The sequence below is a fragment of the Nostoc sp. CCY0012 genome, from assembly GCF_963920855.1.
Taxonomy (GTDB): domain Bacteria; phylum Cyanobacteriota; class Cyanobacteriia; order Cyanobacteriales; family Nostocaceae; genus Cyanocohniella.
Genome location: NZ_CAWUDM010000006.1, coordinates 68451 through 90938 on the forward strand (window position 1 = coordinate 68451; position 22488 = coordinate 90938).

Consider the following 22488-nt stretch of genomic DNA (forward strand, 5'->3'; position numbering starts at 1 on the left):
AAGAGTACATTAAAATATCCATAACCACACAGGAAGTGTAACTAGTAATACCATAGATCCCACGGCTAAGGAGGTAACCGCAAGGTCACGATCAAGATTAAAGGTTTCGGCTATTACTAATGTGGCAAATGCTGGCGGCATAGCCATTTGTAAGACAATCACCTGGGCTGGTTCACCAGTTACACCAAAAAATGGTAATGTGCTGCCAACAACTAAGGGAACTAGTAACATTTTAATTACTAAGCTGATCCCTGCCTGTGGTAGTCTATGCCAAGAATTTAGTCGAGAAAGTCGCATTCCAATTAATACTAGAGACAAAGCAACGACACTCCAACCTAATTTCTCCAGACTAAATTCTACAAAGTTGGGAAGTTTTATTTCCCGAAATAGTAAGCCCACGCCAAAACTCCACAGGGCAGGATTAATTAATATAGCCTTTGTCATGTGCCTATAATTACTAGTACCACCACCATAATGAGATGCTAATACTACACCTAAGCCATAAGCCCCGAACAGTGACCCCAACAAATCGTAGAATAAAGCCCAGGCAAAATATTCTTGTCCTACCATCGCTAAGGTGATGGGAAAGCCAAGATAACCTGTGTTACCTACCATAGCCCCTAAAATTAGGCTCCCTTGAGTGGGCTTTTGGGAAATGGTATTTGTGAAATAAGCTTGTCCTTGAATGCCCACCCAAGCCAAACATGCTCCTAAAAAAATGGCTATATAGGCGATCGCAGGTGCAATCCAAATTTGCCCAGACAAGTCGGCTCCCCGTAAAAAAGCTACAATACTTATAGGTACTCCCACCCAAAAAAGTAACTGGCCTATACGGTTAGGAACTGTGTTAGATAATTTACGTCCCAGAATAAAACCTACTAGGACTAATCCCACTAATTTGACGTATAGTTCTAGGAGATTTGCCAAGATTGCGCCTAAGAATTATAGATGTAAAATGCTACCCAATATGTTTATTTCTGTCTAGTCTACAATTTGTTATGAATATTGCACACAAGCAGGAGTTGAGTCTTGGATAAAGCTGGATTTTCTGAACAACCGCAAAATTTATCAGGTGTCTTTAGTGAAGATATTCCAGTGGCTTTACGCGATACTCCTGATGCCACCCGCAAGCTATCTTTGCGAACCCTCTTTTTAATCATTGGAGGGGTAGGGGGCTTTCTGTTGTTGGCTTTAATCACTGGTTTTTTCTTTTATGTGACAGCCCCCAAAACAGCCATTGATTCGCAACCGGCATCAACTAGTACGGCAACTGCGCCCGATACAGCTTCTAGCAATACTGCCAACCCACCAGCTAAACCCAGCGATGCGCTGTTAGGGCATTTAAAATACCCAGAAGCACCAGAATCAGAACTCATGGCCATTACCGCAGATGGGCGGATCAAAATGCGAAAAGCAGCTGCCCAAAGGTATCAGGCAATGACACAAGCAGCACGCAAAGAAGGTGTAATTTTAGTGCCATTATCTGGCTTTCGCTCGGTGAAGCAACAGGAACAGTTGTTTTTTGCTATTGGCGCCCAACGCAATCAAACTCCATCACAAAGGGCAGCCCTCAGCGCGCCTCCAGGTCACAGTGAACATCACACTGGTTACGCTGTAGATATTGGCGACGGAGCAGTACCAGCTACTAATCTCCAAAGCAATTTTGAAAATACCAAGGCATTTAATTGGTTACAAGCAAATGCTGCCCGTTTTGGCTTTGAAATGTCCTTTCCCAAAGATAATTCCCAAGGCGTGAGTTATGAACCTTGGCACTGGCGTTTTGTAGGCGATCGCCATAGCTTAGAATTATTTTACAAAGCTAGAAACTTGTAACCATCATCGACATCTGAATCAACACCCTAATACTCGAACAACTCAACGTTTTTCCGCGAAAATTAGTAGTGGGGAGTAGCCCTAGCTGGTTTCAAGCTACAATTGATAACAATACCCAAAAAGCTATTGCCAAAAATTACATCATTACTATTAACTTAGTCATACTTCCATATCTGGTGTGTTGTCGTTCAGCGCAACGCACCACAACAAATGAGAATTTCTTGACATAAATACTGCTCAGAGTATGCTATAAGTCTTTTCTACACGTAATTTTATGTAATTTTTTGCTGTTTTATTATAAATAACAATCATATGTACTTGAAAAAGACTTACATTATATTTTAAAGTCTATTGATAAAGACTCTCAATTTACACAAAAATTCTGCTAATCTGGCTGTGTATCACTGATTTGTAAAGAGGCACTAGATGGGAATTAATAATCTGTTTACAGCAGGCGGCGTTGTGATGCTGCCCTTGTTTGGTTTTTCAGTGTTGGCAGTGGCATTGATTATTGAGCGTATCCGGTTTTGGGTGAGAATCAATAACCGTCAAAGCCGCGTTATCAGAGACGTGTTGAATCTCTATCGGCTAGATAACGTAGTTGGTGCATTGGATAAACTACGGAAAAATGCAGACTTGCCTCTAGCACGCATTTTTCTTGCAGCTTTGGAATTGGAAGAAGCAAATCCCGAAGAATTTCGTTTGGCCTTAGAAAGTGAAGCCCAAGCTGAGATACCTTTACTCAAACGCTTTCAAAACATTTTTGAGACAATCATTGGTCTGGCCCCTCTATTGGGTTTACTTGGTACAGTTTTAGGACTGATTACGTCTTTTGCTTCTTTAGATATTGGTGACGTGGGCGGGACAAAAACGGCAGGAGTTACAGCCGGGATTAGTGAAGCGCTGGTTTCTACAGCAACAGGCTTGGTAGTTGCTATATTTACACTCTTATTTGCCAACTCCTTTCGGGGACTATATGTACGTCAAATGGCACTCATTCAGGAGTATGGGGGACAATTAGAATTACTTTACCGCCGACGCTACGAACGAGGAGAGAAAAGCTATGCGTCTACCAGATGAAGCTGATATACCAGCACAAATCAACATCTTACCGATGATTGATGTGATATTTGCAATTTTAACGTTTTTTATCATGTCAACGCTGTTTTTAACTAGGTCTGAAGGATTACCAGTAAATTTACCGTCAGCAACAACAGCAACACAACAGCAAGTTCCCATGAGAATTACCATTACGGTAGACGAACAAGGAGCTATGAGCATTAATCGTGAACCTAGTACAGTTAATGCATTAGGCGAGCAGCTACGGACTTTAATTGGTTCTAACTCAGAAGCATTGGTAATTATTAATGCTGACGAAAAAGTAGGGCATGGTCAAGTAGTGACAATAATGGATCAGGTACGTCAGGTAAAAGGAGCAAAGTTAGCGATTTCTACTCAAAAACCTTAAACAACCAATTAATTACACCCGACCTTTTTATCCATTCGTTGTTCCGATATGTGAAGAGATGTAGCGTTGCTATGTCTCTTCCATTTTGTATAAACCTATAGTACATTTGCACCGTATGTTCTTCATTACCGAAAAGTGTAATTGCTTGATGTAGTTTTCGGTAATAACCATGACTTGATTATGAAACAGCAAGTTCTAAATTATGTAATTAACTTTACAGAAAATGTAAATGACTTGGTTATTGAAGAAAGTTAGTGTAATAACAACCAAGAGTTCAGTGGTTTAAACAACTACCAACTCTGGTAATTATTCCTAATACCAAGAGATTAAAACCATGTCTAACCAATTGTTTACTGAAGTATCCGTTGAGCAACAAGAAATCGTGGCAGGTGGAGTTGATTTGGGAGTAAGCTTCACTGCATTTCAGACCAGAATAGCAGCATTACAAACCGCTAGTGCTTCTGGCCCTGCTGGTTCAGTGGCAGGAGGTACTGGTGCCTCTGTAGAAACCATCACAGCTGGTTTAAATATTATTGCACTTGGCGTGTAGCTATAGGCAGATGCAATTGGATTTTAGAGCTTTTTGCAACTTTTAATTTATCTGATGAGTGGTTTCCACGCTTTGTAAATAAAATTCATAGCTCTAGAATCCTTCACTGACTTTTAAATGTCACGCTTTAGATTTGGTCAGCTATTTACTTGTGGGTTGCATAATTAGCAATAATTATCTTGTCTCTGTGGACTGCCCATCAATAGCTGACTATTTCTCACAGCAATCATTATGGTTGCTACCAATGTTGTCTTACTATTGAATTAAAAACCAGATTAAATAACAACAACATTCCAGATGTCAAATCAGCAATTAGCAAATAAAAACTCTGAATTATTCACAGAAGTAGCTGAGAAGGATCAGGCAGATGTGTTTGGGGGATATGATTTAATTATCCAACAAACAAACATTAATACTTCAGGATTTAGTGATTTACTAATTTTAGATGGTGACACTAAATATTACTCCAGTGCCAGAACCGATTATAGCTTATCACAACTGACTATTGCAGTTGATTTTTCTTCACTTTTAGGCAGTAATAGAAGAGGGAGGAGAAGTATCGGCCCATTAATCTCCTTGTTTAGAATGCTATCTTTCTTTTAATTTTTTTCACTTGTAGAAGAATACTAGAAGAATTTAAGCAGTGATTTTAGCTTAGATATCGGGTATTTGACATAATTAATTGATTGCATAAACAAGCTAATAGATTTATATAGCAATCACAAAATTATTGTGAAAATTTCCTTGCTGTTTATTCACAAGAAAACTCCTTATGGCTGTCAGATGATAAGGATTATCCGGTGAATCAAAATATTAATGAAAATGATGCCCCATTTATAAATTAACTGGATTTTTTTTGGGTTATCACAACTGATTGATGATGGCTCTGTTCAACTTTTGATGGTTTTGATGTCAAAAACCTCGCTTATGAAATATCAATTTGTTCGGCAGCATAGTGAAGAAGACTGTGGAGCAGCTTGTCTGGCGACAGTTTCTAAGTATTACGGGCGCAATTTTACTCTTAGCCATATCCGGGAAACTGTAGGTACTGGACAGTTTGGCACAACTTTGTTGGGGCTAAGACGAGGTGCGGAAACTCTTGGTTTCAATACTCGTCCTGTGAAAACTTCACCGGAGTTACTTGAGCGGTTGCATGAAGCTCCTTTACCGGCAATTATTCACTGGAAAGGAAATCACTGGGTTGTTTTGTACGGCAAAAAAGGCAGAAAATGTCTAATTGCTGATCCGGCTGCGGGAATTCGTTATCTGTCTCCTCAAGATTTAGCCGAGGGTTGGACAGACTGGTTAATGCTCTTATTAGAACCAGATCCCATCCGCTTTTTTGACCAAAAAGATGACGAAGTGGGCGGGTTTTTACGTTTTTTCAAGCGCGTTTGGATTTATCGAGTAATTCTCGCCCAAGCCTTACCCCTGAACTTGATGTTGGGGTTGCTATCTTTAGCTTCTCCCTTTTTGCTGCAAATCCTTACTGATGATGTATTAGTTAGAGGTGATACAAGTTTACTCACTACGGTGGTAATTGCTGTAGTAGTGATGAATTTTATTTCTACTAGCCTTTCTTATGTGCAATCTAATTTAATTGCCCACTTTGCCCAACGTCTAAAGTTAGGCTTAGTTTTAGATTTCGGGCGACAAATTTTGCAATTACCTCTTGCTTACTATGAAGCTCGGCGCAGCGGAGAAATTGTTAGTAGATTACAAGATATTGATCAAATTAATCAGCTAATCGCCCAAGTCGTTGTCAGTTTACCCAGTCGCTTTTTTATTGCGATCATCTCTCTGGCTTTGATGCTTTTCTACAGTTGGAAATTGACAGTTTTAGCTGCAATTGTAGCTGTAGTTATGACTTTATCAACAATCATATTTCAACCGACTTTAAGACAAAAAACCCGTGAATTATTAGTTAAAGATGCCGAAGCACAAGGAGTTTTAGTAGAAACTTTTAAAGGCGCTCTGACTCTCAAAACAACTACATCAGGGCCGCAATTTAAAGATGAATTACAAGGTAAATTTGGCGTTCTGAGTAACTTAGCATTCCGCACCATGCAGATTGGCATTATTAATAATGCTTTTTCTGGCTTAGTTTCTGGTGTTGGTAGTGTGCTATTACTTTGGTATGGTGGTTATTTAGTAATCGACCCGGCAGAAAATCTCAGTATCGGTCAGCTATTAGCATTTTACGCCATGAATGCTAACTTTCTGGGATTAATTTCTACAATCATTAGTTTTGTAGAAGAATTTACCCGTGTTAAAACTGCAACTCAACGTCTCACAGAAGTTATTGATGCTACCCCAGAGAATGAAAATGATGGGAAAAAGCCTTTTGCTAAAATTTCCAGTGATACGGATATTGTTTGCAGTAATGTTAATTTTCACTATGCTGGCAGGCTCGACCTTTTAGAAGACTTTGATTTGACTATTCCAGGAGGCAAAGTTACTGCAATCATTGGCAAATCCGGTTGTGGTAAAAGTACTTTAGCAAAATTAATTGCGGGTCTATATCCTATACAATCAGGTAACATCCAAATTGGATTATATAATCTCCAAGATTTGTCTTTAGATTGTTTACGGCAACAAGTAGTACTTGTACCTCAAGATGCTCATTTTTGGAGTCGTTCTATAGTCGAAAATTTTCGCTTAGGAGCGCCTCATGCTTCATTTGAGCAGATTGTCAGAGCTTGTAAAATTGCGGAAGCTGATGAATTTATTACTAAACTACCTGAAAAATATCAAACTGTTTTAGGTGAGTTTGGGGCAAATATTTCTGGGGGACAACGCCAAAGATTGGCAATAGCTAGAGCCATAGTTACAGACCCACCAATTCTGATTTTAGATGAATCTACAGGTGGACTTGATCCGGTGAGTGAAGCACAAGTTTTAGATCAATTATTTAAGCATCGTCGGGGAAAAACCACAATTTTAATTACTCATCGCCCTAAAGTGATTAATCGGGCTGATTGGGTTGTGTTGTTAGACAATGGCAAGTTGAAACAGCAAGGAGCTTTGACAGCATTAAGAGAAAAACCAGGAGAACATTTGGATTTCTTCATGTCTTGTTAGTCCTAATTTGCTGATAATAATATGCTCTACACTCATAACCAAAAAATTATTCCTTCAGTAAAAACTGAAGATTTTCTACCTCCTATTAGCATCTGGATGTCTTTAGCTGGAGTGACTTTAATGGGAACAGTGGTTTCTGCGATCGCTCTCTCTTCATGGGTGAAATATCAAGTCACTGTGAAAGCTGCGGCTACCGTTCGTCCTGCGGGAGAAGTTCGACTAGTACAGCCACCAACAGAAGGCATAATTACAGAAATATTAGTCCAAGAAAATCAAATTGTGCAGAAAGGAGATGTGATTGCTCGCCTAGATTCTCGAGAATTGCAAATCAAAACAAGTCAATTACAAGGCAATATTCAACAGGGCAATTTGCAACTAATTCAAATCAATGCTCAAATTGATTCTTTGAACACTCAAATTCTGGCTGAAAAAAGAGTTATAGAACGGACGATTGATGCTGCTCAATCTGATTTATCACGTAATCAAAGAGACTATCAACAAAGGCAAGTTGCTACTCAAAGTGACTTACATGCAGCATCAGCTGAATTGCAAAGAACACACGCAGAAGTACAAAAAGCTCGTGCTGATTTAAACTTTGCCGAATTGGACCGCGATCGCTACGAGCAATTGTCAGGGACTGGCGCTATAGGTCAACGTGAATATGAACAGAAAAAGCTCCTGGTTGAGCAAACAGAAGCAATACTGGAAGCTGGAAAGCAAGCAGTAGAGATTGCTGAAAGTAAAGTGCGTGTAGCTGAAGCAGCACTCAATCCTTCTCCAGCGGCGGTAGATATTGCTGAAAAACGTATCGCCCAAGAAACTGCTAGGGGTGAAGCAACCATCGCTACCTTAAGAAAAGAAAAACAAGCGTTAATTCAGCGACGGGTTGATATGCAAAATCAAATCAACCAGCTACAAAAAGAACTTCAACAACTGGAGAATCAACAGCAAGGTACTATTATTCGTGCCACTAGTGATGGCGTTATTCTCAAGCTCAATTTACGCAACACTGGCCAAGTTGTACGTGCTAGCGAACCTGTGGCAGAAATCGTTCCGCAAAATGCACCTCTAGTGATTAAAGCGATGATTCCCTCCGCAGATATTCACAAGGTTGAAGTGGGTCAAGATGTACTATTACGAGTTGATGCCTGTCCATATCCTGATTATGGCACTCTCAAAGCTGTGGTTAGCAATATATCTCCAGATGTGATGACAACTCCTAGTCATAATACGAGTGCAGCTGCAACTGGGACTACAGCAGTTAGTTACTTTGAGGCTTCACTACAACCAGAACTTCTGACATTTGGCAATGGCGATCGTCAATGTCGAATCCAATCAGGCATGAATACTAAAGCTGATATCATTTCTCGAGAGGAAACAGCTCTGCAATTTATGCTGAGAAAAGCCAGATTAATCACTGATTTATAAGCATATTTTCATGTGGTTTTATGTAATATGTTGCTATTTTTGATGCAAGGCTTTGTGTTCTCAAGCGAAAACTGAGAAATTTTTCATTTTTATACCCGGCAATATTTTTCACTGCACTATGCCAACCCTTCGGAAATTACTATGGTGTATTTTATTAACAATCTTGTAAACTTTACAAAAGTACTATGGCGCAAACACGCCATAGGTTTCCTAGCATTTTTCTCTTATGCTAGTAAAATAAATAATCTGCGAATCTCAAATGAGCCTGCTATTATGTACGCAAATTATACTACTCGCTGCCTACGTAATTACCTCTGCCTATTTTCTGAAGTCTTATCATAAAATTCAGAAAGCATTGCAGTGGTGGTCTTCGAGACAGTCTACGAAGCTCTTTTTGGAAGCCGAAAAAATTCGTGATGGCTTGTTACAGGAATCTTTTATTATCCGTCGTAGCTTAGATTTGCTGACAGTAAAACACCCAATTTCATCAACCAAAGAAACTCAAGAATGTTTGCAAAAAATTGATAATTTTCATCATTCTTTAGCAAAATTAAGCGATCGCTTGTTTCCCGCATCACTGCAAGATAGTCTGCCGTTAGCTATCGAGTGCTTATTAGAAACGTGGTTAATATCCCATCCCTGCCAATATTTTTATATCGATATGCCAGGATCTTGGAGACATGAGACAGCTGAACGCAGCATGATCGTTTTACAAGCTTTAGAGGAACTACTAATCATAACTGTACCAGAAGCTGTTACCCCAAAATCCATATATATTACTTTAAAACAACAGGAAAACTTAGCTCAATTAATAGTAACAATTAGTTATCCCGATGTATCAACACTTACCTTTTATTCCCATCTCGCTGAATTAGATTATCTTTGTGAAAGTTTTCGGATTCTAACTGCGGGAAAGTGCTTTTACAATAGTAAAAATCTCAATGCTGTTTGGTACTTGTGTTGGTAAGTTTCATAACAAAAGCATTAGTAAATATTGGAAAAAAGCCCATAGTCAATTATTATAGTTTAAATCTGGTAAGTGATATGGAACTGTATAAAATTATAAGTAATATATATATTGCTGATTTTATGATTTATTGATTACAAAGATGAAAAATATTTAACCATTTTAGGGCAAATTGGTAGAGGGTGAATTATGAAACAAATTTTATCCGAAAAGGCATTAACAAAAATTCTCGTCATCGATGACCACGAATTAGTATTAGGTGGAACAGTTGAGGTACTGAGAAAGCATTACCCTGATGCCGAATTTATCACTGCTATCAACGCTGAAAATGCTCTCAATCAAATTACCTTATCGCCACCCGATTTGGTGGTGATGGATCTTTCTATCCCAGAACATTCAGGAGCCACAGCGCGCCCTGATACAGGTGTGCAACTTCTCAGGATTCTGATGAAAGACTACCAAAACCTCAACTTAGTTGTTCAAAGCGCCCATGTGAGAACATTGGTGAGAATTCGTCCTGACATTGATACTCATAAAGGAGGCTTTACAGTCGCGGATAAAAGCCTGACCACCAAAGAAATGCTAACCAGGGCAGATTGGGCATTACAGGGATTAACTCATACCAAAGATATTAAAGGAATTCATTCTGGATTGGAAGTCAAACCAGAGTGGCTGCGAGTGCTGACTCTAGCATTTGAAGAAGGATTGCAAGATAAAACCATTGCCGCACGGATGTGTATATCTGAACGGATGGTGCGTCATTACTGGAGTAAGTTGCAAGACGCTTTAGACGTTTATCCAGAAGATGGGAGAAATATCCGCATCCAAACGGAAATGCGAGCTAGAGAAGAAGGCTTAATTGATTAATTAATGCAGATTTTATGAAAAAAAGAGGATTAAATGGTAAACTCTAACTTGATGTATGGACTATGAGACAACTGTGTCATCATTAAATATACGCTGGATATAAGCTAAAAACTGTGCTGTTGTAGGATTCTACTTAAATTAGTAGACATTGATTTGTGATTATTTCTCATAGCCTAGCGACTAGATAGGGTATGTTTTCTTACTTGAAAGTTTTGAGAACTAAGTAGCCCTATTAATTTCAGTACCGAGAGCAATCGGTGAAATTTAAAGTCTATGGCAACAGCTTATGTATCCCGGAGCTTGGCGAAAAATCAAGGAAGAAATTACTATTTGGCGTGTAGGCGCTTTACCAGGGATAGTGATGATTGCCCTGGTGATTATCCTTCGCCTGATAGGTTCAATGCAACCATTAGAGTGGTTGGCTTTTGATAACTTTCTACGTATACGTCCTGAAGAACCTGTAGATGAGCGGATTCTGCTTGTAGGGATTAATGAAGATGATATTCGGATTATCCAAAACTATCCCATACCAGATGGTGACTTAGCGGCACTGCTATTGAAATTGCAGAGTTACAAGCCCAGAGTTATTGGTCTTGATATTTATCGAGATTTACCAGTTAATCCTGGTCATACTGAATTAGTTGCAGCTTTGCAAAATTTACCCAATTTAATTGCTATTGAAAAAGTCTTACCTGAGCAGATTGCTGCACCAGCAACATTACCACCAGAACAATTGGGTTTTGCTGATCAAATTCTGGATAGTGATGGCAAATTAAGACGTAGTTTGTTGGGGACGCCAACACCCCAAGCATATAAGTTATCGTTGTCTTTACGTCTGGCCCAGATTTATTTAGCTCATGAAAATTTGAACTTAGCAAATGGCATCCGCGATCGCGCTACGATGAGATTTGGCGATACTGAAATACCTCGGTTTTTACCCAATTTTGGGGGATATGTCCGAACTGATGCAGGTGGAGTTCAGGTACTACTGAATTTTCGTAGTGGTCAAAAAAGATTTAGAATCGTCTCTTTGACAGATATCACCAGCAAGAATTTCAATCCTGACTGGATACGCGATCGCATTGTAATTATTGGCATCACTGCTCCTAGCCGTAAAGACTTTATCACTACTTCTGCTGTTAGATCCAGCAAACCCGCAGCAGGCCGCGTTTATGGAGTCGAAATCCAAGCTCATGCTGTGAGTCAAATTATCAGTGCAACTCTAGATTCTCGGCCACTATTAAAGACTTGGGATGATATCTGGGAATACCTGTGGATTGTGGCTTGGGGAGTTTTAGGAATTATGATTGCTGGACTAACCAAATCGCCTTGGACAAATTTGGTATTTTTTAGTCTGGCTAGCTCAAGCCTAGTAGTAGTTAGTTATTACCTCCTGATTTGGGGTTGGTGGGTTCCCATCATCCCAGCAGTTTTAGTTTTAGCTTTAAATAGTATAGAACTCACAGCTTTATATCAATATGATCGCGCGTTGAGGTCTGGGATTAAAGTTCGTCAAACCATCATTGAACGCACATTTGAAACTATTCATAATGGGCCACTACAAAGTCTGGCTAAAGCCTCAAAACTGGTTCGCAATCAAGATTTACCCGTTGAGAAATTATTACCAGAGCTAGAAAAAGAAATTGATAAATTAACCCATGAACTTCGGGGAATATACGAATTTTTACAACGAGAACCTCTCACCCAAGAGACTAGTCTTTATTTAGGTAAGAGTCTCATTCTTAATTTGCAAGATCCTGTGCATGAAATTTTGTATCAAGTTTACAGTTGTACATTAGAGCGAGACCTTCCCTGTTTTAAAAGCATCAGGGTAAAAATCCGCAATTTTGAGCCTATTGATGAACAATGCTTAAATATTGAAGTCAAGCGAGGACTCTGCCGATTTTTAGAAGAAGCTTTGTGTAATGTCGGTAAGCACGCCACAGGAGCTACTCGCCTGGAAGTTACCTGCACTGCATCTGAAGGCTGGTACACCTTGAGTATTGTAGATGACGGACTAGGTATCAAGTCATCTCAAGAAGGTCGGGGAACTCAACAGTTTAGAAATTTAGCTCGACAACTAAAGGGAAAGTTTCGGCGAGTAGCCCTTTTTCCTAAAGGTTCTCTATGTGAATTATCTTGGCCGGTAGCCAAGTTTTGGTGGCGATAAATAATTCCTTATGAAGACCAAGCCTATGGGGAATTAGAAAACATTCCACTCAGGTATTAATTTTGCTATGTTGATAATTAAGCTTCCTGGAATTTATGTGAAGCTTATATATTTTTTTGATTATGTATATATGAAGTTAATTATTACTATTAAACATCATTTGTGTCATATATCTAAGGATAGAATATCGAAAAATAAAACCTTTATTTAGTATCCAAAACCTATATAAATTAATGTATTTTTAATTAATAGAATATGGTAAAAATGTATAATCAATCTTAGGTAAATATACAAATATGTTTCTGTTAAATAAAAAATAAGCATTGTAAATTTTCTTGTTCATCTCGTCAGTGCAATGCCGCACGCATAAAGATTATGACTCTTATTAATAGGCTCTTGCACCAGCTTTTTCTAGCCACAATTTTAACTATTGGTGTTTTGAACATCACACTGACTGTAACTGTAAATTACGCTGTACCAGCGGGATATCAGCCACCTTCAGATCAACAACCCCCCAGTGGTTATTCAGATTCGTCAGGTGTCAGGTAGGGGAACTCCAATAAATCAATTCCCAGTGTGCAATAGCAGCCCAAAGTATTTTCCTGCCCCATTACCCCTTTTGCCCCTTATCCCCAGAGGGGGCCCCGAGTTCCCCAGTCCCCATTTACTCTGGCTTTTGATACTTACCTGGGTATTTGCGTTGAAAATAGTCTTCCATAATTTCCAAAATCATCGGGCCAGCAAGACTACCACCACCACCACCAGAATGTTCAGCAAAAGCGACAATGAGGATTTCTGGTTGATCTATTGGGGCGTAAGCACCAAACCAAGCATGATTTTTTTTCACCCCCCGCTTCCATGCTTCAGCTGTACCAGTTTTACCCGCTACTGGGGGAAGTGTAGGCTTATTTAAAACTTGACCAGTACCGTCAGTGATCACCTTCTTCAGCCCATCGCGGATAATTTTGAGTGTTGTCGGCTTCATATTCACAGGTTCTCGCCAACTTCTAGCTTCTTCGTTATCTTTAAGTAAATGCGGTTGGACTCGATAACCGCCATTAGCTGGCACAGCAAACATCACCGCAACTTGCAAAGGCGTCGCCAGTAAAGCACCTTGACCAATTGACATATTAATGCTGTCACCTACAGTCCAAGGCATTTTCCAAGCCTTGCGCTTCCATGCTTCATCTGGTACTAAACCTCTTGATTCTTCTGAGGCAAATTCAAAGCCAGTTTTTTGACCAAAGCCAAACTTACGAGTCCATTCAATTAAAGTAGGGCCACCAATTCCTCTGGCAATTTGATAAAAGAAAGTATCACTACTCCATTGCATTGCGCCGACAAACCCCAATGGGCCAAATCCAGTGTGGTTCCATTCCCCAAAGCGAGTACCACCAATGGTTAAGGAACCGTAGGTTTGTAGTACTGTATTCGGAGAAAATTTGCCAGATTCTAGCCCGGCGGCTGTAGTGACAATCTTGAAAGTACTGGCGGGTGGAAAAGCGCTGAGGGCGCGATTAACTAGGGGGTGGTCTGCACCTTGAACAGTTTCCCAATCTTTTTGAGTGAGTTTTTGCTTGGAGAAGATGTTGGGATCAAAGGTTGGGTGAGAAACCATTGCCAAAACAGCACCATTTTTGGGGTCAAGTGCCACAATTGCACCATCACGCGCACCCAAAGCTTTTTCTGCTGCCATTTGGATATTTAAATCAATAGTTAAATTAAGATCAGTGCCTGGCTTTGCCTGTTTCTCTCCTAAAACCCGAATGGGACGACCCGCACCGTCCACTTCTACTTGTTGACCACCCCATTCTCCTCTGAGTGTGTCTTCATAAGCCTTTTCGGCCCCCATCTGACCAATCACATCTCCCAAGAGATAGCCTTCCTCACGCTTCTCTTCTAATTGTTCAGCAGTTAATTCCCTTGTATAACCCAGTACATGGGCCAATTCTCTGCCTTGGGGGTAATAGCGAACAGCTTCGGTATGTATTTCTACATCTGTAAGTTCATGTTCATACTCCTTCAAGGCCGTGATTTGGGCTTCATCTAAGTCACGGGCAATGCGAATCAGAGAAGAAGAGTTGGGGCCTGCTTCTTGTAATTTTATGGCTATTTCTTCTTGAGGAATTTCCAGAATTTTTTCCAGTCGCGCACCCACAATCGGCCATCCTGGCTTGGTGTGGGACATGGGCCACAAGTATACAGAACGAGGGTAGCGCGTACTAGCTAAAAGTTTGCCATTGCGATCAAAAATATTTCCCCTTTCTGGTTGTTTGGGAATTACGCGAATGCGGTTAGCTTCTGCTCGTTGACGATGGTTTGCTCCTTCGACAATTTGCAAGTGTGCTAAACGAACACCTATGCCAGTGGTCATTAATAACGTAAAGGCAATTAAAAATACAGGCTGGAAATTTTTGCCAACTGTACGTGTACTTTTTTTTTCACCGAGTGGGGATGGTTGCAATAAGGCCATAAGATTAATAAAACTTCTTTACTAGGATTACTATGTATTCAATTATGCTAAGTAGTTACCGGAGGGAATGCTCAATAGATAGTGTCAATCAACTTTTATACTGCATAATTTATTTAGTCTCCAGTCCTAGTGATCGATTTACGGGTCTTAACTCCTGATTTTGGGGAAAAAAGCTGCTCATACTTGCCTAGATGCCTGATATCTGAAATTTTTACCGGGAATTGTCTTAGTTGCCATGAAAAAAGTATCCTTTTGCACAATTGTTGTGGGCGGATACAATGAACCAAAGAGTAATATATAGTCAAGTTTCAAGACTAGATTAACCGACAATATCACCTTAGATCACGGCATTCTACTGAAGATTATGGCTCAAACTGTCACGCAGAATCAGAAGGGAAGCACTACTTGTAAGCCAATAGATGTTGAACTGCGTAACGTATTCAAATTTTTTAACCAAGAAGCAGCAGTTCATGGAGTAGATTTAGATATCAGACAGGGTGAATTTTTTAGTATTCTGGGCCCTTCTGGTTGCGGTAAGACAACTACACTCCGCTTGATTGCTGGGTTTGAAATGACTGATGCTGGCAAGGTATTGATTCAGGGACGGCCGATGACTAATGTTCCTCCTTATCGCCGACCCGTGAATACAGTCTTTCAAAGCTATGCTTTATTTAACCATTTGAATGTGTGGGATAACATTGCTTTTGGACTGCGCCTAAAAAAATTACGCAAGTCAGAAATTGAAAGCAGAGTTAAAGAAGCGTTAAATCTAGTGAAAATGGAAAGTTTGCGATCGCGCTTTCCCAGTCAACTCTCTGGTGGTCAACAGCAACGGGTGGCTTTAGCTAGGGCGTTAGTTAATAGGCCGGCTGTCATCTTGCTAGATGAACCGTTGGGGGCCTTAGATTTAAAACTGCGTAAGGATATGCAGGTGGAGTTATCGAATTTACACAAGGAATTAGGTCTGACCTTCATTTTGGTGACACATGACCAGGAAGAAGCGTTATCCTTAAGCGATCGCATTGCGGTGATGAATCAAGGCAAAATTGAGCAAATTGGCACTCCTAGTGAAATTTACGAACATCCCCTAACACCCTTTGTAGCTGATTTTATTGGTGATACTAATTTATTTAGTGGCACAATCACCACAATGGAATCCACATGCGTACACGTTGAAACCAAAACAGGATTCAAAATTGTTGTCACCCGCAATCAAGATACACCAGCTGAATTATCTCAAGCAGTAGTGGTGAGTGTGCGCCCAGAAAAAATTCAACTTTCGCTTTATCACCCCAATTTATCGACTAACTGCTTTGAAGGGAGGTTAGTCAATGTTATGTATTTAGGAACTCATGTTAATTATGTTGTGGAATTGACCAACGGTATCAGCATCGATGTTTTGCAGCCCAACACCTTTGGTAATTTGCCAGACCATGATACACCTATCTATGCTTGGTGGGCAGAAAATGACTGTATAGCTTTATCAAATAGTGAATCATGACTAACAGACGGCAATTTTTACAAAGGATGGCGGCACTTTCTGGCTTGTCTTTAGCTAGTTGTGCTTGGAAGCTAGGTGATGTCAGACCTACTACCACCTCTGGACGCAGCGACCAACTGTATCTTTATACCTGGACACAATATTCTGATCAACAATTACTGCAAACTTTTTCTGCCCAAACAGGAATAAAAGTGCTGGCTGATGTCTATGATTCCAACGAAGTCATGCTAGCTAAACTGTTGGCTGGAGGTGGTGGCGCTTACAGCCTCATCTACCCATCTGACTATATGGTGCAAAAGATGGAGGCACAAAATTTATTAATTGAATTAAACCGCGATCGCTTAATTGGTCTAGATAATTTATTTCCCCAGTTCCAAAATCCTAGTTATGACCCAAATAATCGCCATAGCATTCCCTTTAATTGGGGAACAACAGGTTTAATTTACAATTCGGAAATCCTCAAAGATGCACCAGAAGATTGGGACTATCTTTGGCAAAACCAGAAACTACTTAATAAGCGGATGACATTGTTGAATGATGTCCGTGAAGTCATGGGTGCAGTTTTACGCATGTTGGGTTATTCTTACAACTCCCAAGATGAAAATCAAATTAAACAAGCTTATGAAAAATTAGTAGAACTAAAACCTGCGATCGCCTCTTTTGACACCGATGCTTGGCAAAACCAAATTCTCGCCGGAGATTTAACATTGGCAATGTGTTACTCAGTAGATGCTATCAACGTTATCAAAGAAAACCCCAAGCTCAAATATGTCATCCCTCGTAGTGGTTCTTCACTCTGGACTGATACTATAGTTATTCCGAAAACAGCACCCAATATAGATGGAGCCTATGCCTGGATGAATTTTATGTTACAACCAGAAGTCTCTGCCATGATTAGCAAACGCATGAATATTGCTATTCCCAATAGTGCCGGCTTTGAACAATTGCCAAACAACATCAAGAATAATGTGAATTTGTTTCCTCCAGCTTCACTTTTAGACAAATGTGAACGCCTTACTCCCTTGGGAGATGTGGAAGATGTTTATGAACGTTACTGGACTCAATTAACTAGTAGTTAAATAAAGGGGTCATAAGCTGGAAAGCCTTTTGTTGTCAAAGCAATTTGAGTACTTATCCAAATTTATCTATCTAGTAAATTTATATTATTTCTAATTAAATTAATATTATGCCCACAAAAAATCGTGATATTCAAACCAATCCAGCAGACGATTATATAGATACAGAAAAAATACATCGCCCCCTGTCAACCTGGTTTCAACCTTTAGTATTTCTTGCACCCTCTGGTATTTGGTTATTACTTTTGTTGGTGCTACCAACACTATTAATTTTTCAGTTGAGTTTAGTACCCAATATTAGACCAGGAGATGTAGTTAATCCCAGTGGATTTGACAATTATATTCGCATACTTGATCCTCTATATTTGCAAGTAATCGGGCGGTCATTATGGTTAGCGATCGCCACAACAATAATTTGTTTAATTTTGGGATTACCTGTTGCTTATTGGATTGCTCAAATAGCACCGCAACGCTGGCGAAATATGCTGCTTTTGGGTTTTGTTTTGCCTTTATGGACTTCCTCGTTGCTGCGTTCTTATGCGTGGATTACTATTTTACGTCCTACTGGCTTATTGAACAGTATACTGAGTAGTTTCGGGTTGCCTACTTTAGAAATACTCAATCGTATGCCAGCAGTGTTAATTGGCATGAGCTATAGTTTATTACCTTATATGGTGTTAATTTTATATGCTTCTTTAGAAAAACTAGATAAGCGCTTATTAGAAGCAGCAGCCGACTTAGGTGCAAATTCTCTGCAAACTTTTTGGAAAGTGACTGTACCCCAAATTTTACCAGGGATTACTGCTGGTTCAATGCTGGTTTTGATTACAGGATTAGGGGATTTTATCAATCCAGAATTACTCGGTGGCGCTTCTAGTATGACAGCAGCGCGATTGGTCTACAACCAGTTTCTCGGAGTTACCCAAAATTGGGGTTTTGGTTCAGCTTTGAGTATGACATTAATTTTGGCTGTCAGTATTGCGATCGCGCTCATAATCAAGTTTGGTGATGCCAGAGATTAGGTATTGGGTATTGAGGATGAAGGGTTAGTTTTGAAACTGTGTCTATAAACTATGAATTAGTTTCCTATTATCATCTTTGTTAATTAAACTATTGACAATAGAGAGGAACTCATGTTCTAAATAAGGCTTAGTTAAGTAAGCATTTGCCCCTAGCTCTTGGGCAAGTTGACGATGTTTTTCGGCGCTGCGGGAAGTGAGAATGACAATAGGAATATTCACGAAATTTGGGTTTTGGCGCAAATTACCTAACAATTCAAAACCGTTCATCCGTGGCATCTCTAAATCGGAAATAATCACTTGAATATCAGCATGGCGTTGTAACTGTTCTAAAGCTTCTACACCATTTTGGGCTTGAATAACTTGATAGCCAGATTTTTGTAGAGTCAGAGAAAGAGTTTGTCTCAAACTAATGGCATCATCTACCACCAAAATTACTTTAGGAGCTTGATGATTTGACTCGATAGACTGAGTTAGTGGTTCTATACTATTTGCAGAAGCAGCCAGTAAAGGTAGACTTTCCCCCTGGTTGACTGACATTGGTAAGGCTTTTTGTTCCGAAGAATAAGCTATTGGTAGTGCCGCAATCTCAAGTTGTGTTTGGCTATCTTGAGATTCTAGCAGTAGCGTCCCATCAATTACTAAAATCAGATTACCATTGGCTAAACTACTACAACCATAAATATATTTTGGCGGAGCGATCGCATTTCCTAAAGGTCTAATTACTAGTTCTTGTTCGCCTAAAATTTGGTCAACTTCTAACCCAAAAACACCTTGCTTTCGTCGCAGTAGCAACACAGGGTTTTTCATCACGCCTGCTTCATTGGCTATTGGTGTATTGTTGAGGCTTGCACTATTGAATACTGAACCTTTGTAACATATCAACTCAGAAAATTGATGCAGGTTAACTAGAGTTTCATCCTCATCTGTATGCCAATGTAAAACTCTTTTACCTTCAAATTCCTTCACTTGCTGAGTCGAGGGAATCAAGATTTTTTCTATACTGTCCAATAGCAGCGCATAAACAATACCTCCGGCTTGGACTAGCATTAATTTATCAGTGGTCATAGAAAAAGGTACTTTGAGTATGAATGTTGTTCCTTGGTTGGGCAAAAATTGCACTGAAATAGAACCATTGAGTGCTTGCAATTGAGAACGCACGATATCTAAACCCATACCACGACCAGAAATTTCATTTACCTGATCAGTGGTGGAAAATCCAGGTAAAAACATCAAATCTAATAATTCGGCTTTATCTGAGTTAGAAAAATAGCCTTTTGATAGTTCACTTTCTGGGATGAAATTCAGTTCAACAGCTTTTTTGCGAATACCTTCTAAATTCAATCCCTGTCCATCATCCCGGACTTCAATAATAGTTTGACTACCTTGATGATAAGCACAGATTTCGATAGTGCCTTGTTCTGATTTACCACGTTCTTTACGTACCTGTGGCGATTCAATACCGTGGTCGAATGCATTACGTACTAAGTGTAATAAGGGGTCATATAACTTTTCGGCGATCGCTTTATCAACTAATACACCCGTACCAGAAAGTTGTAAGTTAACAAGCTTGTGATAAACCCTTCCTAGTTGTTTCACCATTTGAGGGAAGCGATTGAGGACATTACCCAAAGGTAACATTCGCGCTTCCACTAAATTATCGATGAGATTAAAAGCTAAATTTTGTTTTGCTTCACTAATTTGCGTGGCTTGTTTAAGAAGTAAATCAAGGGATTCTGTTGTTTCTTGTAATTGTAGAGTCTCTTCTATTGCTTCATGCAAAGACAGATGAAATTCTGTATAGACATCCATTTCCAGCGAATCAAATTTCACAGATGCAAAATTTTGTGTTGGTAAAGATGTGAAATTTTGCATTTGAACTGGCAAATCTCGCAATTGATTTAAATTGTCTTGATGTTTGCTCAATCGCTGCAATAACTGCTCTAATATTTCTTGAATTTGTTCATCATATAATGTGCGGCGTTTTTGATGAATTAGTAATTCTCCTGCTAGGTAATTCAGACGTTGTAGTCCTTCTACATCTACACGAATAAATGTAGATTTTCGAGCGTTATTACTTTGTGGCGACGGAGATGGCTCTTCTATTGATTCGTGAATCTGAATGGCTGGTTCAGAAATAGCCTCAATGCCTGTTTCTAGGATATCTGTGGCTACCGATTGCTCAATTTCAGGATTCACTTTTGGCTCTGCGTCTCCCCCCCAAATCGACTCTAATAGGCCATCGCTAAGAGGTGATTCCGGTATTGATATTTCTTTGAAGACTAACAACTGGCGTAACTTAGGACTGTCTAACCAATTTTTTTCTTCAGAAGTCACCGGCGGATAATTTTTATATTCTTTTGCTAATGTGCGAATTTGATTTTGCAGTGTTTGAATTAAGAGGATATAATCATCAGATTTATCAGATGAGTATTGAAATTTAGCAACTGCCAACAGAATAATTAAAATTACCCCGTGGCGATAAAGACAAAGACTATAACTATCTTCTTCATCCTGAACAAACTTGAGAAAAGCACTCAACCAACTTTCTATATGATTAATATTATTTTCTTCTGCTTTTGGCGGAATCAATAAAGATAAATTAAGTTCTGTTTTAGATATTCCTTGATAGTGATTAAACCAGCCGAAAATATAGTAAATAACTTTTAAATATAATTTAGCCGTTGTCGGTTTAATCCGTTCATTTTTAGTATTACCAGATGCAGTTAAAAATTTATAAAATTCTTCAGCATTGAGCAAAAAATTATCCGCCGATCCAGAAACTTCATCAACCACAGTTGTTGTGAGTCTTTGTAACCTTGGAGAAGGTGCGCCGCCACAAGTGCGATCGCCTGCTAATACATCTTTTTGTGCTTGCTGCAAATCCACCAGGGAAATTTCTGCAATTTCGCCTACTTCCTGGGGATTCGTTTGCAGTGCAGCTAAAATTGTTTGAGCAATTTCTGCCAATCCCGGTAAATTTAAAGACTCTGCTAAACCCAAAAATACCTCAGCTTGAGATGTTAAAAAATCTACAAATTCTGTATTATCAGGTGGATTATTAATAACTTCAGCAATACTTTCTAAGCGTTGTTGTACTCCTACTTCAAATATAGACTGGGCAATGTCAAATCCTAACTCTTGAGAGGTAGGAATATGATTTTCAGCACCAAAAAAGTCACCCAGCTTTTCTTGTAATTGCACAAAAATTAAAGTAGTGCGTTGCAGAATTTCTTCATTATTAACAGCACTACCTGTCAATTCTGTAGTTAATGCTAAATTAAGACATTCATAAGCTTGATGCAAGAGTGTTTGCAATTCATCATCAATAACTACATTTGGGTTATATAAAGCCTTAAATACATCTTCTAAAGAATGGGCTATCATCTGAATTACTTCTAAACCTACATTAGCAGCACCACCTTTAAGCGTATGAGTTGCCCGCATTAAGTTATGAACTTTCGCAATGCTATAACCTTCTGACAAGCTAAACAATTCTTGCTCAATAATTTGTACTAACTCCGGGGCTTCCGCCAGAAAATAAATATAGCCTTGTTCACGAATTGCAGCGTCTGTAATCATAATAAATAAGGGAGTGGGGAGTAGTGAGTGGGGAGTGGGGAGGGATAAATATTTTTATTCCTATTCTTTACTCCCCTTCTTTTGTAAAGCACGAATCAGCGCTCGGAGTAGTCTGCCAACCAATTCACATTGTTTCAAAATTACACTAGCTGACTGAGTATCTGTAAGTGCAATTTTACCTCTAGACGATAGCAATAAATGAGTTTCTAGTTCTTTGAGAGAGCCTTGTGCTATTCGTAAAAATTGGATGTATTCCGAGCGATATTCCCGTCCATAACCTTCAGCGATATTTGCAGGAATTGATGCAGATGCCCGACGAATTTGTGAAGTCATTCCATAGAGTTCCTCTTTGGGAAACGTCATTGTTATTTCATAACAAGCCTCAGCTAAATTCATACCTTCTTGCCAAACTTTTAAATCTTGATAAGAGCGAATTTCATTACTTGTCATTACCTACTCCCTACTCCCTACTC

Annotated in this window: 17 protein-coding genes; 13 read left to right on the forward strand and 4 right to left on the reverse strand. The window is 39.4% G+C overall.

The features are described from left to right. Positions 1-9: 9 nt before the first annotated feature. Entirely contained in the window at positions 10-927 is a 918-nt protein-coding gene (locus ACM0OS_RS02790) for an AEC family transporter (RefSeq protein WP_414541625.1), read from the reverse strand. Positions 928-1029: 102 nt separating this feature from the next. On the opposite strand from ACM0OS_RS02790, the gene ACM0OS_RS02795 reads away from it, so the two are divergent. The 10 genes from ACM0OS_RS02795 (at position 1030) to ACM0OS_RS02840 (ending at position 12364) form a co-directional block, all read left to right on the forward strand. Further along, complete coding sequence (locus tag ACM0OS_RS02795; RefSeq protein WP_414541626.1) at positions 1030-1833, forward strand: D-alanyl-D-alanine carboxypeptidase family protein; 804 nt, start codon at positions 1030-1032, stop codon at positions 1831-1833. Between the two features lie 426 nt (positions 1834-2259). Then, positions 2260-2913, forward strand: coding sequence for a MotA/TolQ/ExbB proton channel family protein (locus tag ACM0OS_RS02800; RefSeq protein ID WP_414541627.1), 654 nt, complete (start codon positions 2260-2262; stop codon positions 2911-2913). After that, positions 2897-3301 (forward strand): ExbD/TolR family protein, encoded by a 405-nt coding sequence (locus tag ACM0OS_RS02805; RefSeq protein WP_414541628.1) that lies wholly within the window; start codon positions 2897-2899, stop codon positions 3299-3301. The genes ACM0OS_RS02800 and ACM0OS_RS02805 overlap by 17 nt, the downstream gene beginning before the upstream one ends. 334 nt (positions 3302-3635) lie before the next feature. Further along, a complete protein-coding gene (locus tag ACM0OS_RS02810; protein ID WP_414541629.1) occupies positions 3636-3851 on the forward strand; it encodes a CTB family bacteriocin in 216 nt (71 codons plus the stop codon). A gap of 297 nt (positions 3852-4148) precedes the next feature. Further along, the gene (locus ACM0OS_RS02815) at positions 4149-4454 is read left to right on the forward strand and encodes a hypothetical protein (RefSeq protein WP_414541630.1); all 306 of its coding nucleotides are present in this window, start codon (positions 4149-4151) and stop codon (positions 4452-4454) included. Between the two features lie 324 nt (positions 4455-4778). Then, positions 4779-6932, forward strand: a complete 2154-nt coding sequence (locus tag ACM0OS_RS02820; RefSeq protein ID WP_414541631.1) for a peptidase domain-containing ABC transporter — start codon at positions 4779-4781, stop codon at positions 6930-6932. Positions 6933-6953: 21 nt separating this feature from the next. Further along, the gene (locus ACM0OS_RS02825; RefSeq protein WP_414541632.1) at positions 6954-8360 is read left to right on the forward strand and encodes an HlyD family efflux transporter periplasmic adaptor subunit; all 1407 of its coding nucleotides are present in this window, start codon (positions 6954-6956) and stop codon (positions 8358-8360) included. A 259-nt stretch (positions 8361-8619) separates the two neighbouring features. Further along, positions 8620-9327, forward strand: a complete 708-nt coding sequence (locus tag ACM0OS_RS02830; protein WP_414541633.1) for a hypothetical protein — start codon at positions 8620-8622, stop codon at positions 9325-9327. Between the two features lie 189 nt (positions 9328-9516). Next, entirely contained in the window at positions 9517-10194 is a 678-nt protein-coding gene (locus ACM0OS_RS02835; RefSeq protein ID WP_414541634.1) for a response regulator, read from the forward strand. A 286-nt stretch (positions 10195-10480) separates the two neighbouring features. Further along, positions 10481-12364: a CHASE2 domain-containing protein gene (locus tag ACM0OS_RS02840; protein WP_414541635.1), complete on the forward strand. Its 1884-nt coding sequence runs from the start codon at positions 10481-10483 to the stop codon at positions 12362-12364. Positions 12365-13028: 664 nt separating this feature from the next. Here the strand turns inward: ACM0OS_RS02840 and mrdA are convergent. Continuing rightward, positions 13029-14837, reverse strand: coding sequence for a penicillin-binding protein 2 (mrdA, locus tag ACM0OS_RS02845; RefSeq protein WP_414541636.1), 1809 nt, complete (start codon positions 14835-14837; stop codon positions 13029-13031). 364 nt (positions 14838-15201) lie between these two features. Here mrdA and ACM0OS_RS02850 point away from each other — a divergent pair, with 364 nt between their 5' ends. The 3 genes from ACM0OS_RS02850 to ACM0OS_RS02860 all read left to right on the forward strand — a co-directional run bounded on the left by ACM0OS_RS02850 (position 15202) and on the right by ACM0OS_RS02860 (position 18436). Further along, positions 15202-16338, forward strand: coding sequence for an ABC transporter ATP-binding protein (locus ACM0OS_RS02850; RefSeq protein WP_414541637.1), 1137 nt, complete (start codon positions 15202-15204; stop codon positions 16336-16338). Beyond that, on the forward strand, positions 16335-17417 hold the full coding sequence (locus tag ACM0OS_RS02855; protein ID WP_414541638.1) for an ABC transporter substrate-binding protein: 1083 nt from the start codon (positions 16335-16337) through the stop codon (positions 17415-17417). Before ACM0OS_RS02850 ends, ACM0OS_RS02855 begins: the two co-directional genes overlap by 4 nt. A gap of 107 nt (positions 17418-17524) precedes the next feature. Beyond that, positions 17525-18436, forward strand: coding sequence for an ABC transporter permease (locus ACM0OS_RS02860; protein ID WP_414541639.1), 912 nt, complete (start codon positions 17525-17527; stop codon positions 18434-18436). 42 nt (positions 18437-18478) lie between these two features. Here the strand turns inward: ACM0OS_RS02860 and ACM0OS_RS02865 are convergent, their stop codons facing one another. Continuing rightward, positions 18479-22015, reverse strand: a complete 3537-nt coding sequence (locus ACM0OS_RS02865) for a response regulator (RefSeq protein ID WP_414541640.1) — start codon at positions 22013-22015, stop codon at positions 18479-18481. A gap of 60 nt (positions 22016-22075) precedes the next feature. Beyond that, positions 22076-22465 (reverse strand): four helix bundle protein, encoded by a 390-nt coding sequence (locus tag ACM0OS_RS02870; RefSeq protein WP_414541641.1) that lies wholly within the window; start codon positions 22463-22465, stop codon positions 22076-22078. Positions 22466-22488 lie beyond the last annotated feature (23 nt).

What these genes read in the sequence shown, in the direction of transcription:
- ACM0OS_RS02840 (WP_414541635.1), top strand. Translation starts at nt 10,481, where the DNA reads ATGTATCCCGGAGCTTGGCGAAAAATCAAGGAAGAAATTACTATTTGG.
- ACM0OS_RS02850 (WP_414541637.1), top strand. Translation starts at nt 15,202, where the DNA reads ATGGCTCAAACTGTCACGCAGAATCAGAAGGGAAGCACTACTTGTAAG.
- ACM0OS_RS02810 (WP_414541629.1), top strand. Translation starts at nt 3,636, where the DNA reads ATGTCTAACCAATTGTTTACTGAAGTATCCGTTGAGCAACAAGAAATC.
- ACM0OS_RS02815 (WP_414541630.1), top strand. Translation starts at nt 4,149, where the DNA reads ATGTCAAATCAGCAATTAGCAAATAAAAACTCTGAATTATTCACAGAA.
- mrdA (WP_414541636.1), bottom strand. Translation starts at nt 14,837, where the DNA reads ATGGCCTTATTGCAACCATCCCCACTCGGTGAAAAAAAAAGTACACGT.
- ACM0OS_RS02835 (WP_414541634.1), top strand. Translation starts at nt 9,517, where the DNA reads ATGAAACAAATTTTATCCGAAAAGGCATTAACAAAAATTCTCGTCATC.
- ACM0OS_RS02865 (WP_414541640.1), bottom strand. Translation starts at nt 22,015, where the DNA reads ATGATTACAGACGCTGCAATTCGTGAACAAGGCTATATTTATTTTCTG.
- ACM0OS_RS02855 (WP_414541638.1), top strand. Translation starts at nt 16,335, where the DNA reads ATGACTAACAGACGGCAATTTTTACAAAGGATGGCGGCACTTTCTGGC.
- ACM0OS_RS02820 (WP_414541631.1), top strand. Translation starts at nt 4,779, where the DNA reads ATGAAATATCAATTTGTTCGGCAGCATAGTGAAGAAGACTGTGGAGCA.
- ACM0OS_RS02805 (WP_414541628.1), top strand. Translation starts at nt 2,897, where the DNA reads ATGCGTCTACCAGATGAAGCTGATATACCAGCACAAATCAACATCTTA.
- ACM0OS_RS02830 (WP_414541633.1), top strand. Translation starts at nt 8,620, where the DNA reads ATGAGCCTGCTATTATGTACGCAAATTATACTACTCGCTGCCTACGTA.
- ACM0OS_RS02825 (WP_414541632.1), top strand. Translation starts at nt 6,954, where the DNA reads ATGCTCTACACTCATAACCAAAAAATTATTCCTTCAGTAAAAACTGAA.
- ACM0OS_RS02870 (WP_414541641.1), bottom strand. Translation starts at nt 22,465, where the DNA reads ATGACAAGTAATGAAATTCGCTCTTATCAAGATTTAAAAGTTTGGCAA.
- ACM0OS_RS02800 (WP_414541627.1), top strand. Translation starts at nt 2,260, where the DNA reads ATGGGAATTAATAATCTGTTTACAGCAGGCGGCGTTGTGATGCTGCCC.
- ACM0OS_RS02860 (WP_414541639.1), top strand. Translation starts at nt 17,525, where the DNA reads ATGCCCACAAAAAATCGTGATATTCAAACCAATCCAGCAGACGATTAT.